The organism is Mesorhizobium vachelliae, assembly GCF_033977325.1.
GTDB classification, from domain to species: Bacteria; Pseudomonadota; Alphaproteobacteria; order Rhizobiales; family Rhizobiaceae; genus Mesorhizobium; species Mesorhizobium vachelliae.
Genome location: NZ_JAVIIR010000002.1, coordinates 371,919 through 388,362, shown reverse-complemented (window position 1 = coordinate 388,362; position 16,444 = coordinate 371,919). Strand labels below are relative to the sequence as shown.

12 protein-coding genes and 1 tRNA gene are annotated in these 16,444 nt (G+C 64.5%); 8 read left to right on the top strand and 5 right to left on the bottom strand.

Features of this window, described 5'->3' with window-relative positions:
- The first annotated feature begins 27 nt into the window (after positions 1-27).
- The 3 genes from RFM41_RS05425 to smc all read left to right on the top strand — a co-directional run bounded on the left by RFM41_RS05425 (position 28) and on the right by smc (position 4,963).
- Positions 28-537 (top strand): DUF721 domain-containing protein, encoded by a 510-nt coding sequence (locus RFM41_RS05425; protein WP_320246462.1) that lies wholly within the window; start codon positions 28-30, stop codon positions 535-537.
- Between the two features lie 154 nt (positions 538-691).
- Positions 692-1,438, top strand: a complete 747-nt coding sequence (locus RFM41_RS05420) for a DsbA family protein (protein ID WP_320246463.1) — start codon at positions 692-694, stop codon at positions 1,436-1,438.
- Between the two features lie 63 nt (positions 1,439-1,501).
- Positions 1,502-4,963: a chromosome segregation protein SMC gene (gene smc / locus RFM41_RS05415; protein WP_320246464.1), complete on the top strand. Its 3,462-nt coding sequence runs from the start codon at positions 1,502-1,504 to the stop codon at positions 4,961-4,963.
- A 31-nt stretch (positions 4,964-4,994) separates the two neighbouring features.
- Here smc and RFM41_RS05410 read toward each other — a convergent pair whose 3' ends face one another.
- A complete protein-coding gene (locus RFM41_RS05410; protein ID WP_320246465.1) occupies positions 4,995-6,707 on the bottom strand; it encodes an HAD family hydrolase in 1,713 nt (570 codons plus the stop codon).
- 217 nt (positions 6,708-6,924) lie between these two features.
- Here RFM41_RS05410 and RFM41_RS05405 point away from each other — a divergent pair, with 217 nt between their 5' ends.
- Positions 6,925-7,848 (top strand): acetamidase/formamidase family protein, encoded by a 924-nt coding sequence (locus RFM41_RS05405; RefSeq protein WP_320246466.1) that lies wholly within the window; start codon positions 6,925-6,927, stop codon positions 7,846-7,848.
- Positions 7,849-8,007: 159 nt separating this feature from the next.
- On the opposite strand, the gene RFM41_RS05400 is transcribed toward RFM41_RS05405, so the two are convergent.
- Together RFM41_RS05400 and RFM41_RS05395 are read right to left on the bottom strand one after the other, a co-directional pair.
- Positions 8,008-8,082, bottom strand: a tRNA-Gln gene (locus RFM41_RS05400).
- Positions 8,083-8,205: 123 nt separating this feature from the next.
- Positions 8,206-8,550: a VOC family protein gene (locus tag RFM41_RS05395; RefSeq protein WP_320246467.1), complete on the bottom strand. Its 345-nt coding sequence runs from the start codon at positions 8,548-8,550 to the stop codon at positions 8,206-8,208.
- 216 nt (positions 8,551-8,766) lie between these two features.
- Between RFM41_RS05395 and ppdK the strand changes: the two genes are divergently transcribed.
- The 3 genes from ppdK to RFM41_RS05380 all read left to right on the top strand — a co-directional run bounded on the left by ppdK (position 8,767) and on the right by RFM41_RS05380 (position 13,564).
- The gene (gene ppdK / locus RFM41_RS05390) at positions 8,767-11,451 is read left to right on the top strand and encodes a pyruvate, phosphate dikinase (RefSeq protein WP_320319249.1); all 2,685 of its coding nucleotides are present in this window, start codon (positions 8,767-8,769) and stop codon (positions 11,449-11,451) included.
- Positions 11,452-11,627: 176 nt separating this feature from the next.
- Positions 11,628-12,689, top strand: a complete 1,062-nt coding sequence (locus RFM41_RS05385) for a glycosyltransferase family 9 protein (protein WP_320246469.1) — start codon at positions 11,628-11,630, stop codon at positions 12,687-12,689.
- 131 nt (positions 12,690-12,820) lie between these two features.
- Entirely contained in the window at positions 12,821-13,564 is a 744-nt protein-coding gene (locus tag RFM41_RS05380) for a polysaccharide deacetylase family protein (RefSeq protein ID WP_430708733.1), read from the top strand.
- A gap of 29 nt (positions 13,565-13,593) precedes the next feature.
- Here the strand turns inward: RFM41_RS05380 and RFM41_RS05375 are convergent, their stop codons facing one another.
- Together RFM41_RS05375 and RFM41_RS05370 are read right to left on the bottom strand one after the other, a co-directional pair.
- Complete coding sequence (locus RFM41_RS05375) at positions 13,594-13,983, bottom strand: DUF427 domain-containing protein (RefSeq protein ID WP_320246471.1); 390 nt, start codon at positions 13,981-13,983, stop codon at positions 13,594-13,596.
- A gap of 205 nt (positions 13,984-14,188) precedes the next feature.
- Entirely contained in the window at positions 14,189-14,545 is a 357-nt protein-coding gene (locus RFM41_RS05370; RefSeq protein WP_320246472.1) for a hypothetical protein, read from the bottom strand.
- Between the two features lie 190 nt (positions 14,546-14,735).
- Here RFM41_RS05370 and RFM41_RS05365 point away from each other — a divergent pair, with 190 nt between their 5' ends.
- Positions 14,736-16,364, top strand: a complete 1,629-nt coding sequence (locus RFM41_RS05365) for a fatty-acid--CoA ligase (protein ID WP_320246473.1) — start codon at positions 14,736-14,738, stop codon at positions 16,362-16,364.
- Positions 16,365-16,444: the final 80 nt, after the last annotated feature.

The window sequence follows — 16,444 nt, the reverse complement described above, 5'->3', positions numbered from 1 at the left end:
GATGAACTGGGGGACTGGAGAACGCACATGGCAGGGAAAAGGCCCTTCGGCAATCCCGTACCGGTGAGCGATCTCGCGACCGAGATCCTCGATCCGGTGCTGAAGAAGCGCGCCGGCATCTCGATCGGGCTGGTGCAATCGTGGGAGGAGATCGCGGGGCCGCGGCTTGCCAACCATTCGCGGCCCGAAAAGATCCAGTGGCCGCGCCGCTTGCACGAGGACGATCCGTTCGAGCCGGCGACGCTGATCATCGCCTGCGAAGGCATGGCGGCGCTGCATTTGCAGCATGAGGCCGGCGAGGTCATCAACCGCGTCAACGCTTTCCTGGGCTTCAACGCCATCGGCCGCATCAAGATCCTGCAAAAGCCGGTGCTTTCGCAAAAGGCGCGGCCGAAGCCGGCGCCGCTACCCTTGAACGAGGCCGAGAAATCGAGGCTTTCGCATCTGGTCGGCAAGATCGAGGATGACGGCTTGCGCGCTTCGCTGGAGCGGCTCGGCGCCACGATTATGGGTGAAAGGAAGCGCAAAGGGTCGTAAGAAGCGTCATGAATGCGTCACCAATCTCGCGCATTCGTGATGCTTATGATCAGGTTTCGCGATTGGATTGGGGATCGCGATGCCTTAATTCGCGCCAACTCTCGCCTTTTCTAGCCCTTGCATTGCAAAATCCAACTCATATCAGGTGATTCGCATGAACCGCGCCCCGTTTGGCAAAAGTCTGTCCCGCAGAAACCTTCTGACCACGCTGGCCGCTGTTCCTGCGGTGGCGTTGCTTGCCGCGTGCAGCAATTCCGGCGAGGAGGCGAAGGCCGCCGACGTGAAGCCTGCCAACCCGTCGACGCCTGCCAAGCCGGCGGCGACCCCGGCTGCGGTCCAGGTGCCCGAGGCGCAAGGCACCGTCGACATGGCGGAATTGCTGAAGCCCGGCGCGCTGCCCGACAAGCAGCTCGGCAAGGACGACGCCAAGGTCACCATCGTCGAATACGCCTCGATGACCTGCCCGCATTGCGCGCATTTCAACGACACGACCTTCCCTGAGTTGAAGAAGAAGTATATCGACACCGGCAAGGTCCGTTACATCCTGCGCGAATTCCCCTTCGACCCGAGCGCCGAGGCCGGCTTCATGCTGGCGCGCTGCTCCAAGGACAATTACTTCGCCATGGTCGATGTGCTGTTCAAGCAGCAGCCGAGCTGGGTTGGCGTCAACAACACCAAGGAAGCGCTGCTGCAGATCTCGAAGCTCGCCGGTTTTACACAGGAGTCCTTTGAGTCCTGCTTGACGGACCAGAAACTTCTGGACGATGTGAGAGCAGTCCAGAAACGCGGAGCGGACGAGTTCAAGGTCGACTCGACGCCGACCTTCTTCATCAACGGAAAGACCTACAAAGGGGCGATGTCGATTGAGGAAATGTCGGCCATCATCGACCCTCTGCTCTGACATCCAGGCCGCGCCGAAGCGGTCCGGCTTCGGCGCGCGCGCCTGTAGTGTTGGGCGGCGCGAATGAAATTTTCGCGCCTTCGCCTCCTCGGTTTCAAATCCTTCGTCGAGCCCGGCGAGTTCGTCATCGAACGCGGGCTGACCGGCATTGTCGGGCCGAACGGCTGCGGCAAGTCGAACCTCGTCGAAGCTTTGCGCTGGGTGATGGGCGAAAGCTCCTACAAGAACATGCGCGCGTCCGGCATGGACGACGTTATCTTCTCGGGCTCCGGCGCGCGCCCGGCCCGCAACACCGCCGAAGTCACGCTTTTCCTCGACAACACCGACCGCACCGCGCCCGCCGCCTTCAACGACGCGGACGAATTGCAGGTTTCGCGCCGCATTGAGCGCGAAGCGGGCTCTCTCTACCGCATCAACGGCAAGGAAGCGCGCGCCAAGGACGTGCAGTTGCTTTTCGCCGACCAGTCGACCGGCGCCCGTTCGCCTTCGATGGTGGGCCAGGGCCGCATCGGTGAGCTGATCCAGGCCAAGCCGCAGGCGCGCCGCGCGCTGCTCGAAGAAGCCGCGGGCATCTCCGGCCTGCACACGCGCCGCCATGAGGCGGAACTCAGGCTCAAGGCGGCCGAGCAGAACCTCGAGCGGCTGGACGACGTCGTCGGCGAGCTGGAAGGCCAGATCGACAGCCTGAAGCGCCAGGCGCGCCAGGCCTCGCGCTTCAAGAACCTCTCGGCCGATATCCGCAAGGCCGAGGCGACGCTGCTGCATCTGCGCTGGACGTTGGCAAAGACCCAGGAAGGCGAGGCGCGTTCCGCGCTTGCGGTCGCCACCACGCTGGTCGGCGACCGTGCCGCCGCCCAGATGGCGGCGGCACGAGAGCAGGGCATCGCTGCGCATCGGCTGCCGGATTTGCGCGATGCGGAAGCCGCCGCGGCCGCGGCTTTCCAGCGCCTGTCGATCGCAAAGACGCAGATTGAAGAAGAGGCCGGCCGCATCCGCGCGCGCCAGACCGAGCTCGAACGCCGGCTGCAGCAGCTTGACGCGGACATCGCCCGCGAGGAGCGGATGGTGCGCGACAATGCCGACATACTGGAGCGCTTGCGCGCCGAGGAGGCCGAGCTCAACTCGGACAACGCGGGCGCCGCCGAACGCGAGGCGACCACGCGCGCAGCTTTCGAGCAGGCCGGCGCGACACTCTCGCAGAGCGAGGCAAAACTTGCCGCGCTGACCGCCGAACGCGCCGAGGCGGCCGCCTCGCGCCACCAGATCGAGCGCAGCTTGCGCGAGACCGCCGAGCGCCGTGACCGCTTCGCCCGCCAGCTCGCCGAGGTAGACCGTGAGCTTTCCGACATCGTCGCGCGCATTTCGGGTCTGCCCGATCCGGCCGAGAAGCGGCTTCTGGTCGAGGATGCGCTTGCCCGACTGGAAGAGAGCGAGGCCGGCGCTATCGCCGCCGAGCAGGCCGTTGCCGAGGCGCGCGCGGCCGAAACCGCCGCAAGGCCTCCGCTGCAGGACGCCAGGGCGGAACTGGCGCGCATCGAGACGGAAGCGCGCACGCTGGCGAAGATCCTCAACGCCACCAGCGGCGGCGATCTTTTCCCGTCGGTGCTGGAGCAGATCAGCGTCGAGCGCGGCTACGAAACCGCGCTTGGCGCGGCCCTTGGCGAGGATCTCGACGTCCCGCTCGACCGAAGCGCCCCGGTGCATTGGGGCGAGAGCGCGGTGCAGCCGGGCGATGCGTCGCTGCCCGAAGGCGTGAAGAGCCTGGCCAGCGTCGTGCGTGCGCCGGCGCAGCTCGCACGCCGCCTCGCCCAGATCGGTATTGTTGACGCCGCCGACGGCCGCCGTCTCCAGGCGCTTCTGGCGCCGGGCCAGCGTCTGGTCAGCCGCGACGGCGCGCTCTGGCGCTGGGACGGCCTGACCGCGAGCGCCGACGCCCCGACCGCCGCCGCGCTGCGGTTGGCGCAGAAGAACCGTCTGGCTGAGCTCGATGCCGAAGCCGTGCAGGCGACGCGCGTCGTGCGCGAGGCCGAGGAAGCGCTGGCGCATGCCGAGCAGGCGATGCGCCAGGCAAGCGAGGCCGAGCGCAACGCACGCCAGGCCGGCCGCGACGCCCAGCATGCGCTGGATGCAGCCCGCAACGCGCTGGCCGAGGCCGAGAGGGCCGGCGGCGAGCTGGTCAGCCGCCGCGCTGCCTTGGATGACGCCCGCGCGCGTATCGTCGAAAGCCATGAGGAAACGCAGGCCGCCTTCATCGAAGCCGAGGAGATGCTGAAAGACGCGCCCGATCTCGGCGATCTGCAGCTGCAGCTCGAGCAGGCTTCCGCCAATGTTTCGCGCGACCGCGCCACGCTTGCCGATGCGCGCGCCGTGCATGAAGGCCTGCGGCGCGAGGCCGAGGCGCGCATGCGCCGGCTGGATGCCATCGGCGCCGAGCGCACAAACTGGCTGGAGCGCGCCGAAAACGCATCGACGCAGATCGCCGCGCTCGGCGAGCGCAAGGCGGAGGCCGAAGCCGAGCGCGAGCGGCTGGCCGATGCGCCTGACGAGATCGACGCCAAGCGCCGTGCGCTCTTGACCCAGCTTTCCGAGGCCGAGGCGTTGCGCCAGGCTGCAAGCGACCGCCTGCAGGAAGCGGAAAACAAGCAGGCCGAGCTCGACAAGGCGGCCACCGCCGCCATCCAGTCGCTCGCCGAGGCGCGCGAGACCCGCGTCCGCGCCGAAGAACGGCTCACCGCCGCCGACGAGCGCCGCGCGGAGGTCGAGGCGCGCATCCAGGAGGCGCTGAACACGCCGCCGCACCTGGTCATCAAGCACACCGGCCTCGAAGCCGACGATCCGATGCCCGACATGGCCGAGATCGAACGCCAGCTCGACCGGCTGAAGATCGAGCGCGAGCGGCTGGGTGCGGTCAATCTGCGCGCCGAGGAAGAGCAGAAGGAGCTGTCCGACAGGCTGGAGACGATCGTTTCCGAGCGCGAGGACATCATCGAGGCGATCAGAAAACTGCGCCAGGCCATCCAGAGCCTCAACCGCGAGGGGCGCGAGCGCCTGCTGTCGGCCTTCGAGGTGGTCAATGGCCATTTCCAGCGGCTGTTCTCGCATCTGTTCGGCGGCGGCACGGCGGAGCTGCAACTGATCGAGTCCGAGGACCCGCTCGAAGCCGGCCTCGAAATCCTCGCCCGACCGCCCGGCAAGAAGCCGCAGACCATGACGCTGTTGTCCGGCGGCGAGCAGGCGCTGACGGCGATGTCGCTGATCTTCGCCGTCTTCCTCACCAATCCGGCGCCGATCTGCGTGCTCGACGAGGTCGACGCGCCGCTCGACGACCACAATGTCGAGCGCTTCTGCAATCTGATGGAAGAGATGGCGAAGACCACCGAGACGCGCTTCGTCATCATCACCCACAACCCGATCACCATGGCGCGCATGGACCGGCTGTTCGGCGTCACCATGGCCGAGCAGGGCGTCAGCCAGCTGGTCTCGGTCGACCTCCAGGCGGCCGAAGCGATGCGCGAGGCGAGCTGAGCTTAAACCCGGTCGGGCTTCAGGGGCCAATCTACGTTTCGGGAGCGGATGCCGGCGCGGTATAGCGTCTCCGCACCGCGTCGATCACCAGCTTGCGGCTTTCGTCGGCCGACAATGTCTTGTCCTTTTCCGCCTCCGCCGTTTCTCGGGCGAGATCCTTGTCCCTGATCTGCTGGCGAAACCATTTGGAATAGTCGCCGGCGCGCAAATGGTATTCCCATGTCTTGTCGTCGATGCCTTCCGCCATCTGCGCGAAGATGATGAGATTATGGGCTCTGAGCTTCATCGCCTTCTTCGGCCCGGTGAAATAGAAGCTGCCCGCCTCGTCGAGTTCGCCCTCGGCATATTTGCGGCTGTGCCGCTTCAGTGACTGGTCGGGCTCGATCGCCTTGACCGTAACTGGCTTCCTGCCGTCGTGCGGCCGCCAGAACAGCACCCGGTCGCCCTTGGGCAGCGGAATGTCCTTCGGTGCCTGGAGCCCGGTTTCCTTGCAGAAGGTCTTGATGACGCCCTTGGCCTTGGGTCCGAGCGCGATCACTGCCGTCACCAGCCGCAACGCGTCGGTGGAGATCGCTTCGGGGTGGACGGTGATCAGCACCGTGCCGGGCAGCTCGATCGAAAGCACGGATCGGGTATCCTCGCGTCGCTTGGGCACCAAATGATGCGCCTCGTCGATGATCAGCCAGTGCGGCCTTGCCGTGCGATAGCGGACATTGCCGAGGCCGGGCAGCAATTCGGCGAAGAAGTCGGGCCGTTCGTCGACCTTCAACGCCAACCCGTTGACCACGACATTGGTCCGCGGCCTCTCGATCAATTCCAGCAATTGCTCCTTGTTCGGCGCGGTCGAGCCGTTGCCGAGCGGCACCGCGCCTTTCAGTCCGTCATAGTCGCCCTCGGGGTCGAAAATGCAGAATTGCAGACCCTTCTCGACCAGCCGCTCGGTGAGCGCCGTCGCCAAGGTCGATTTGCCGATGCCGGAGCTTCCGGCGATCAGCACCGTTTCCATCGGCGACAAGTAGATGTCCTTGCCGCGCGAGGCTCCAAGCAAAACACCGCGCGAGCGCTTCCTGGCAATCAGGTGATCGCGTTTGATCAGCTTGCGGATCAGGTCCTCGACGCCCTTGCCACGCGCCTCCTTGGTGACGATATCGGCGGTTTCCTTGACGGCGGGCAGCGCGTTGGCCACCGCGACGCTGCAGCCCGATGACCGGAGGAAGGCGTGGTCGTTTTCGGCGTCGCCGACGGCCACGACATTATGCGGCGACAGCTTCAGGTCTTCGAGCGCCGCCGCCAGCCCGGTCGCCTTGTTGATGCCGGAAGGCAGGATCATCACCGCGCCCTTGTTGAAGATGATCTCCAGCTCGAGCCCTAACTTCTTGATGACATCGAGCACGGTGGCCTGGTGTGGCTCCCAGGTGGCGACGATCGAGCGCCCTACCGAGAGCGGCTTCACGCCTCGCTTCTTGAGCCTGTCGATGAGATCGGCGGAAGGCGCGGGCGAGATCGTGCGCTCTTCCTCGCTGGCCGGCGTATAGATCAGCGCGCCATTTTCCGCGACCACCTTGTCGAACAGGGAAAGTTCGGGAAAGACTTGCTTCAGGTCGGGCAGTTCCCGCCCGGTGACCAGGATGAGCTTGCGCCCGGATTTCTTCAGCTTCTCCAGCGCCGAGACCGTGCTGGCGTTGACCAGCCCGTCATGCGCCAGCGTGCCGTCATAATCGGTGGCCAATGCCATGAAATACATCGATTGAGCCTCTCCGGGGCGCTCGCCGGGAGAACCGGCTCCGCGGACACCAACGCCTGGAGGCGGAAAAGGTTTAGGTCGAGCACCGGATTTATCGGGCCAGAGCTAGGCTCATCGTGCATCGTAGCGGCCAACTCGCCCATGCGATGAAACGATAGCGCGCCAGAGCTCAATTCGCCCACTTGCCGCGCGGCAACGCCTTCGCTACTTCCAACTCATGGCAACGCACAAGCTCGTCAACACCACCTGGCACAATGTCCTCGGCACGGTCCCGCCGGCGCTGACAATTGCCTCCGGCGATGTCGTGATCACGGAGACGCTGGACGCTCGGGGCTTCGACAAGAACGGTGCCCGACCGGCTCATGGTCCAAACCCGATGAACGGTCCGGTCTTCGTGACGGGAGCCGAGCCTGGCGACGCGTTGCGCGTGGACATCTTGCGCATGGACCCGATCCGTCCCACCGGTTGGACGATTTCGTCCTTGGCCGCAAACGTCGTCGATCCGGAGGCTGCCCGTGGGCTTCCGGCACGGGATACAGTCACTTGGCGGATCGACCTCGAATCGCGAACGGTGATGCTGCAGGAGCCGCCATCAGAGCTTCAGAGCTTCGTGTTGCCGGTCGAACCGATGATCGGCTGCTTTGGCGTGGCGCCCTCGCTGGGCCAGGCTTTCTCCACCGCGACAAGCGCGGAGAATGGCGGCAACATGGACTACCGCGGGTTTCGGCCGGGCGCGACCGTTTGGTTCCCCGTCTCGGTCGACGGCGCGCTCTTCTTCGCCGGTGATTGTCATGCCGCGCAGGGCGATGGCGAGATCGTTGGAACCGGGATCGAAACCTGTTTTGAAATCGAGCTTCGCTTGACCGTGGAGAAAAACAGGCGGCTGGTATGGCCCCGCGGTGAGAACGAGAACCACATTTTTTCGGTTGGCAACGCCCGCCCGCTCGATCAGGCCCTGCAGCACGCGACCACGGACATGCTCAACTGGTTGACCAGTGACTATGGCTTGTCCGCCGAGGCCGCGTCGCATCTGATGGGACAAGTTGTCCGGTATCACGTCGGCAATGTTTTTGACCCTGCCTACACGATGGTTTGCCTTATCGAAAAGCGATGGCTTCCCAAGCCGGCCTCCGTCGGCTGACGGGCAAATGCAGGAAAGGGCGGTTTTCCGTTCGCGTCGGAACAAAGAGGTAGGGCGGCTCGCCGTTTCCGTGACACGGTGAAACGCTCGGGTGGAAGCCACCACGCCAACATCAACCATTTGCGTCCGTCTGACCGGCCAGATCTGCGTGATGGCAGTTGGCTGGGGCGCCAGGATTCGAACCTGGGAATGTCGGTACCAAAAACCGATGCCTTACCACTTGGCGACGCCCCAGCAGGCGGGGCATGCCCCGCTGCGCGCGGCCTTATAGGACGGGCCGAAGCAAAGCTCAATGCCGGGAGATCAACTAAAAGCGATGGCGGCGATGGAGCGAATCTGAAAAGATCGCGACGCGCTTTAACGTCCCCAAACGGCCAGCTCGTTGCCGGCCGGATCGGTGAAGTGGAACCGCCTGCCGCCCGGGAAGGAAAAGATCGGCTTGACGATGGTGCCGCCGGCGCTCTCGACCGCGTCCAGCGTTTCCTCGAGATCTTTGGAGTAGATGACCGGAAGAGGCTTGGCCGGCGCTTCGCCCGCATCCGCCTGGAAGCCGCCGTCGAGACCTTCGGCGAAGGCGGAATAGGTCGGGCCGTAATCCGTGAACGACCATGAAAAGGCGGCGCTGTAGAAGGATTTGACACTGTCCAGCGTGCCGCTCGTCGCCGGCAGTTCAAGATAGTCGAGTTTTCCGTTGAGTTTCATCACGCTACTCCATCTTGTTCCTGTTATGTTCTATATCCGCGCCACCCCCTCCGGCAAGTCTTTTTGACGCAGCTTTTGCTTAATCGATTGTAGTTGCGGCGCCCGCGCGGCCGGTGCTTGCCTTTCGCACTGCAGCATCCTATCGCTCGGATCGCGAAGGCGGGGAACCGGACCATGGTCCGGATGTTTCTATCTTCCACGAACTGGAGGGCAAGCATGACCAAGTGGGTTTACACCTTCGGCGACGGTGCCGCCGAAGGCCGTGCCAGCGACCGCAACCTTCTCGGCGGCAAGGGTGCCAATCTGGCCGAGATGTGCAGCCTCGGGCTGCCGGTGCCGCCCGGTTTCACCATCACCACGGACGTCTGCAACGCCTATTACGCCAACGGCCGCACTTATCCCGGCGCGCTTGAGAAGGATGTCGTCGCGGCTCTCGACCATATTGGCCGCATCACCGGCCGCCGCTTCGGCGATCCCTCGAAGCTGCTTCTGGTTTCGGTGCGCTCCGGCGCCAGGGCCTCGATGCCGGGCATGATGGATACGGTGCTCAATCTCGGCCTCAACGACGAGACGGTCGAGGCTTTGGCAGCCGATTCCGGCGATGCGCGTTTTGCCTATGACAGCTACCGCCGCTTCATCCAGATGTATTCCGACGTCGTCATGGGTCTCGACCACGAAGTGTTCGAGGAAATCCTGGAGGACGAGAAGGCGAGCCTCGGCCGCGAGCTCGACACCGAGCTGACGGCCGAAGAATGGCAAGGTGTGATTTCGCTCTACAAGGCCAAGGTCGAGGAAGAGCTCGGCAAGCCTTTCCCGCAGGATCCGCAGGAGCAGCTCTGGGGCGCGATCGGCGCCGTGTTCTCGAGCTGGATGAACAATCGCGCCATCACCTATCGGCGCCTGCATGACATCCCGGAAAGCTGGGGCACGGCCGTCAATGTCCAGGCCATGGTGTTCGGCAATATGGGCGACACGTCCGCGACCGGCGTCGCCTTCACGCGCAATCCCTCGACAGGCGACAGGCAGCTCTATGGCGAGTTCCTGGTCAACGCCCAGGGCGAGGACGTGGTGGCCGGCATCCGCACGCCGCAGAACATCACCGAGGCGGCGCGTATCGCCGCCGGCTCCGACAAGCCGTCGCTGCAGAAGCTTATGCCCGATGCCTTCCAGGCTTTCGTCGATATCTCCGACCGGCTGGAAAAGCACTATCGCGACATGCAGGATCTCGAATTCACCATCGAGCGCGGCAAATTGTGGATGCTGCAGACCCGCTCCGGCAAGCGCACCGCCAAGGCTGCGCTGAAGATCGCCGTCGAGATGGCGAAGGACGGGCTGATCACCAAGGAGGAGGCGGTAGCCCGCATCGATCCGGCCTCGCTCGACCAACTGCTCCATCCGACCATCGATCCGAAGGCCGCGCGCGACGTCATCGGCATGGGCCTGCCTGCCTCGCCGGGCGCGGCGACAGGCGAGATCGTCTTTTCGTCCGCCGATGCCGAGGACGCCAAGGCGCAAGGGCGTAAAGTCATCCTGGTGCGCATCGAGACCAGTCCGGAAGACATCCACGGCATGCATGCCGCCGAAGGCATCCTCACCACGCGTGGCGGCATGACCAGCCACGCCGCGGTCGTGGCGCGCGGCATGGGCAAGCCCTGCGTGTCGGGCGCCGGCTCGCTGCGCGTCGACTACAAGGCCGGCACGCTGATCTCGATGGGCCAGACCTTCCGCAAGGGCGATATCATCACCATCGACGGCGGCAACGGCCAGGTGCTCAAAGGCGCTGTCGCCATGCTGCAGCCGGAACTATCCGGCGATTTCGCAGCCATCATGGAATGGGCCGACGCCGCGCGCCGCATGAAGGTGCGCACCAATGCCGAAACGCCGGTCGACGCGCGCATGGCGCGCTCCTTCGGCGCCGAAGGCATCGGGCTTTGCCGCACCGAGCACATGTTCTTCGACGGAGCCCGCATCGTCGCCATGCGCGAGATGATCCTGGCCGACACCGAGAAGGACAGGCGCGCAGCACTCGACAAGCTTCTGCCGATGCAGCGCTCGGACTTCCTCGAGCTGTTCGAGATCATGGCCGGCCTGCCGGTGACGATCCGTCTGCTCGACCCGCCGCTGCATGAGTTCCTGCCCAAGACCGAAGCCGAGCTCGCCGAGGTCGCTTCCGCGATGAACGTCTCGGCCGACAAGCTCCGGCAGCGCACGGAGGCGCTGCACGAATTCAACCCGATGCTCGGCCATCGCGGCTGCCGGCTCGCCGTCTCCTATCCGGAGATCGCCGAGATGCAGGCGCGCGCCATCTTCGAGGCGGCGGTCGAGGCCGGCCGCAAGGCCGGGGCGCTGGTGGTGCCGGAGATCATGGTGCCGCTGGTCGGCCTGGTGAAGGAGCTGGAATACGTCAAGGCACGCATCGATGCGGTGGCGCAAAGCGTCATGCAGGAGACCGGCACCAAGATCGATTACCTCACCGGCACTATGATCGAGCTGCCGCGCGCGGCGATCCGCGCCCATGTCATTGCTGAAGCGGCCGAATTCTTCTCCTTCGGCACCAACGATCTTACGCAGACGACTTTTGGTATCTCTCGCGATGATGCCGCGTCCTTCCTCGAAACATACCGGCAGAAGGGCATCATCGAGCAGGATCCGTTCGTGTCGCTCGATGTCGACGGCGTCGGCGAGCTGGTGCGGATCGCGGCTGAAAAAGGCAAGACGACGCGGCCCGCTATCAAGCTCGGCATCTGCGGCGAGCATGGCGGCGATCCGGCCTCGATCCGTTTCTGCGAGGAGGTCGGCCTCGATTATGTGTCGTGCTCGCCGTACCGTGTGCCGATCGCCAGGCTGGCGGCCGCGCAGGCTGCGGTGGCCGCGGCGAAGAGCGCGGCAAAACCCGCCTGACGGGCTTCGGCGCGCGGCGCTCCGATACCTTACGGTTTTGTATGCAATGTCACGCGAACGTGCGCGTGACGGCCCTGAATCTCGACACCGTTCCAAGGCAGTTTCCGACACCGAATCTATTGGTGCCAGAAACCATGTTGCAGATTTCCCCCACCGCTCTCCGATCGATTCTGATCGTGCAGACCAAGTTCATCGGCGACATCGTCCTTACCTCGGTGCTGGCGAAGAACCTGCAGCTTCAATATCCAGGTGTCAGGATCGTGTTTCTCTGCGAGGCGCATTTCGCCGGCTTCGTGATGGCGCACGGCATTGCCACCGAGGTCGTCCCCTTTAGCCGCGCCAGGATGCGGGGCTCGCCGCTCGAGCGGGCGCGCGAGCTCTTCCGCACGGTGCGGACTTTGCGGCGGCACCGCTTCGACATGACCATCGACATTACCGACTCCAAGACCTCGCGGATCATTTCCGAGCTGGTCAACGCTCCGGTCCGGGTCGGCCATTTTCCGACGGAGCGGCCTTTGCGCTGGCATGAGCGCCAGCCCGCCAATGTCAGGATGAAGCCCTTCGGATTCGGCAAGAAGCACTATCTCTATCGCTACTTGTCTCCTTTGGAGGCGCTTGGCATCGCGCTGCGCGTCAGGATCCCGGCCATCCGACCGTTGCCCTTCGAGACGTCGCGCGCCCTGGCGCTGCTCGCCAGGCACAAAATTCAGCCAAACGCCTTCATTGCCGTTCATGCGGGGGCAAGCTTCGTGGGCCGGCGCTGGCAGCCGGAGCGCTTCGCCGAAGCAATCGACAGGATCGCGCGGGAAACCGGCCTGCAGGTGGTTCTGGTCGGCGGTCCGGACGAGAGCGAGGCGACCGACAGGATCATCGCGGCGGCGAAGACGCGTGTCGTCAACCTGGCGGGCATGCTGCGGCTGGAAACCCTGCTGGCGCTGCTCAGGGAAGCGCGGCTGTTTCTCGGCAATGAAAGCGGGCCCATGCATATAGCGGCCGCGGCAGGCACGCCGGTGGTGGGCCTGTTCGGCTTGACCAACCCGGTCCGTTGGGCGCCGGTCGGCGTGCCGAGCATCTCGTTGCGGCCATCCATGCCCTGCGACTGCGTCGGCGGCGATCTGTGCCGCCGGACCGATCCGAGCAAGGCGTGCTGTGTCTGGCGCCTGGAGGTCGATCCGGTCGTCGAGGCCACGCTGGAACTCCTGGCACGGACGGAGATGCCGCTGGAGGCCGCCGTATAAGGCGAAAGCAAATTTCCGCGACGACTGCTTTTTGCACTGTTTGCCGTCCCGATTTTCGCCTAGATGCCGGTCTTGTAGAGACAGGTTTTTGACGCGGCGCGGAGAATGCGCGAACGTGGCGGTTGTAACGGATGATGGGTCTGCTTCGAAATTCCCTTTGCGCGCTGGCGCTGTTCGCCGCGTCAGCGGCCAATGCCGCCACGCTGCTCGAGCCGACGCTGCATTTGAAGCCGCAGGGCGTTGAAGGCAGCGGCGGTCGCGTCGCCCTGACGCTCGATGCCTGCGGCGGCAAGACCGACACCAGGATCCTTTCGGCGCTTGTCGACAACAGCATACCGGCGACGATCTTCGTGACCGGCATCTGGCTGAAGCGCAATGCCGAAGCCCTCGAGATCATGCGCGCGCATCCCGACCTGTTCGAACTGGAAAACCATGGCGGCCGCCACATTCCAGCGGTCGATACGCCGCGGAAGATCTATGGTATCCGCAGCGCCGGCAGTCCGGACGCCGTGCAGGCCGAGGTTCAATCCGGCGCCACCGCCTTGGCCGATGCCGGCGGGCCGGCGCCCAAATGGTTCCGCGGCGCCACCGCCGAATATAGCCCCTCGGCGATCGCCATGATCCGCAAGCTGGGCTTCAAGATCGCCGGCTTCTCGGTCAATGGGGACGGCGGCTCGTTGCTCGGCGCCAAGGAAACGGCGCGCCGCATCGGCGCCGCCAAGGACGGCGACGTCATCATCGCCCATATCAACCAGCCGACCCATGCCGCGGGCGAGGGCGTGGTTCAGGGCCTGCTCGCCTTGAAGCAGAAGGGCATGACCTTCGTGCGCCTCGACGATGCCGAAGGCGTGGGCAACGACGGCACGACGGACTGATCGCACTGCCCGGCGGCCACTCCAAGGGCTCAGCCCGGCGTGGCTTCGACCGTCACCTTGTTCGTGTAGAACGCGCCGTGATTGCGGATTTCGGCCATCTCGTCGAATGGCCGTTCATAGGCCCACATCGCGTTCGTGCCGGCTTCGCCGGCCGACTGGACGCTCCAGTAGCTGGCATCGCCCTTGTACGGGCAATGCGTGGAGTGCTCGGTGCCGGAGAGCTTGCTGAAGTCGATGTCGTCGAAGGGGATGTAGAAGGCGGCCGGGTAGGGTGGCTCCGAAAGCACCTTGGCCCGGGTCGACCGGGCGATGACGGTGTCGCCCGCGCGCACGGTGACGCGGCCGCGGTAGGGTTCGACGGTGATCACCTTGTCCGGGTTGCGCTGGAAGCCGGGGGCGGGGTTGGCGGGCTTGTCCATGAATGGTCTCCTGGAGCAATTCCAAGAAAAGTGCGAAGCGCCTTTCCGTCCGGAATTGTATCAAACAAAAAGAGAGCGTTTCGTCGTTTCCATGAAACGGTGAAACGTTCTCGGGAAAGACTTACATGTGTCGGCCAAGCCTATCGCGCAAGCGCGCGACCCCGCTTGGCTTCATCACCATTCATTGAACGTCCGTTTCCAGGCGTCAGGCGGCCGTCTTGAAGGCATCCATGAGGCCGGCATAGGCGGCGGCAATGCCCGCGACCGGATTGGTGCTCCGCGCCGCGGTTTCGACCTTGAGCGCGCCGCCGCTCGTCGGCAGCGTGAGCAGCAGGAACTGGCGGTTGCCGGCCTCGCCGATGCAGGCGGCGGCGACATGTTCGCCCTCTGCGCCGTTTTCAACGCGCATCTTGAACAGCAGCGTTCCGCCGACGGCCTCCAGCGCGCCGCCGACGACTTCGGCAAATTCATCTTCGGAAACGGTTTTGGTGTCCGGCGCCAGATCGTCCAGACTTTCGGCAAGCGTGCTTTCGAGGGCTTTATCGTCGAGCTGCGCGTCCATGCGAACCACTCCATTCGCCAATCTCACCCAGCCCGTTAATGAAACTTAACGGCGACGATGGCCGGATTATGGCGGTTTTTCCGGTTCTTCGATCCATCCACGAGCTTCGACTTATGGCGGCTGGACAAACCGCCGGTTCGTTCCACAATGCGTGAAACAGATGACGCGAATGCGCAAAGGGGAGGAACTGATGCTCGGATTGATGCAGGAATGGCCGCTGCTTTGTCACAAGCTGCTCGACCATGCCGAACGCCAGCACGGCAGCCGGGAGGTCGTGTCGCGGTCGATCGAAGGCCCGATCGTGCGCACGACCTTTGCCGAAATCCATCACCGGGCGCTGAAGGTGGCACAACGGCTGGAGCGCGACGGCTTCCGGCTCGGCGACCGCATCGCGACCCTTGCCTGGAACACGGCCCGCCATATCGAGGCCTGGTACGGCATCATGGGCATCGGCGCGATCTATCACACGCTCAATCCGAGGCTTTTTCCCGAGCAGATCGCCTGGATCATGAACAATGCCGAGGACAAGGCGATCTTCGTCGACCTTACCTTCGTGCCGCTCCTGGAAAAGATCGCCGGCGCGGTCCGATCGCTGCGACGGGTGATCGTGCTGACCGACCGGGCGCATATGCCGCAAACGTCGCTGGCAAATGCCGTCGCTTACGAGGAATGGCTGGCCGAGGCTGACGGTGCTTTCGCTTGGAAGACCTTCGACGAGAACACCGCCGCCGGCATGTGCTACACTTCGGGCACGACAGGCGACCCGAAGGGTGTCCTCTACAGCCACCGCTCCAATGTCCTCCACGCCATGATTGCCGCCATGCCCGACGCCATGGGCCTCTCGACGCGCGATGTCGCCCTGCCTGTGGTGCCGATGTTCCACGCCAACGCGTGGGGGCTCGGCCAGAGCGGACCGATGATCGGCGCAAAGCTGGTAATGCCCGGCTGCAAGATGGACGGCGCCTCGATCTACGAATTGCTCGACACCGAAAAGGTGACCTTCAGCGCAGCCGTGCCGACTGTCTGGATGATGCTGCTGCAATATCTGGAGGAGACCGGCAGGAAGCTGCCTTATCTGAAGAAGGTCGTTATTGGCGGGGCGTCCTGTCCGCGTGCCATCACCGCCAAGTTCCAGGACGATTACGATGTGCAGGTGGTGCATGCCTGGGGCATGACCGAGATGTCGCCGCTCGGCACGCTCTGCACCTTGAAGCCGCAATATGACACGCTGACCGGCGAGGCACGGCTCGATGTTCAGGCCAAGCAAGGTTTTTCGCCCTTCGGCGTCGAGATGAAAGTGACCGACGACGACAACAACGCGCTGCCCTGGGACGGCAAGACCTTTGGGCATCTCAAGGTGCGCGGCCCTGCGGTGGCCCGCGCCTATTATGGCGGCGCCGGCGCCGAGCAGTTCGATGCCGATGGCTGGTTCGACACCGGCGATGTCGCCCATATCGACGCCAGCGGCTACATGCAGATCACGGACCGCGCCAAGGACGTCATCAAATCCGGCGGCGAGTGGATATCGACCATCGATCTCGAGAACCTCGCCGTCGGCCATCCGGACGTGGCGGAGGCGGCGGCCATCGGCATCCCGCATTCCAAATGGGGCGAGCGGCCCTTGCTCGTCATCGTGAGCAAGCCGGGCAGGGAGCCGACCAAGGGCGACATTCTCGCCTTCATGAGCGGCAAGGTGGCGAAGTGGTGGATGCCCGACGACGTAGCCTTCGTCGGCGAAATTCCGCACACCGCCACCGGCAAGATCCAGAAGACCAGTTTGCGCGCTCAGTTCAAGGATTACCGCCTGCCGACGGATTGACGAAAAATGTTCGATCTTTCGGCTTCAAGCCCGCGCCAAAAACCTCTAAGTCTCGGTTCGGACTGGGGTAATGCGGCAGA

Excerpts from the sequence above, each read along its gene's own strand:
- RFM41_RS05425 (WP_320246462.1), top strand. The coding sequence starts at position 28 with ATGGCAGGGAAAAGGCCCTTCGGCAATCCCGTACCGGTGAGCGATCTC.
- RFM41_RS05420 (WP_320246463.1), top strand. The coding sequence starts at position 692 with ATGAACCGCGCCCCGTTTGGCAAAAGTCTGTCCCGCAGAAACCTTCTG.
- smc (WP_320246464.1), top strand. The coding sequence starts at position 1,502 with ATGAAATTTTCGCGCCTTCGCCTCCTCGGTTTCAAATCCTTCGTCGAG.
- RFM41_RS05410 (WP_320246465.1), bottom strand. The coding sequence starts at position 6,707 with ATGTATTTCATGGCATTGGCCACCGATTATGACGGCACGCTGGCGCAT.
- RFM41_RS05405 (WP_320246466.1), top strand. The coding sequence starts at position 6,925 with ATGGCAACGCACAAGCTCGTCAACACCACCTGGCACAATGTCCTCGGC.
- RFM41_RS05395 (WP_320246467.1), bottom strand. The coding sequence starts at position 8,550 with ATGAAACTCAACGGAAAACTCGACTATCTTGAACTGCCGGCGACGAGC.
- ppdK (WP_320319249.1), top strand. The coding sequence starts at position 8,767 with ATGACCAAGTGGGTTTACACCTTCGGCGACGGTGCCGCCGAAGGCCGT.
- RFM41_RS05380 (WP_430708733.1), top strand. The coding sequence starts at position 12,821 with ATGATGGGTCTGCTTCGAAATTCCCTTTGCGCGCTGGCGCTGTTCGCC.
- RFM41_RS05375 (WP_320246471.1), bottom strand. The coding sequence starts at position 13,983 with ATGGACAAGCCCGCCAACCCCGCCCCCGGCTTCCAGCGCAACCCGGAC.
- RFM41_RS05370 (WP_320246472.1), bottom strand. The coding sequence starts at position 14,545 with ATGGACGCGCAGCTCGACGATAAAGCCCTCGAAAGCACGCTTGCCGAA.
- RFM41_RS05365 (WP_320246473.1), top strand. The coding sequence starts at position 14,736 with ATGCTCGGATTGATGCAGGAATGGCCGCTGCTTTGTCACAAGCTGCTC.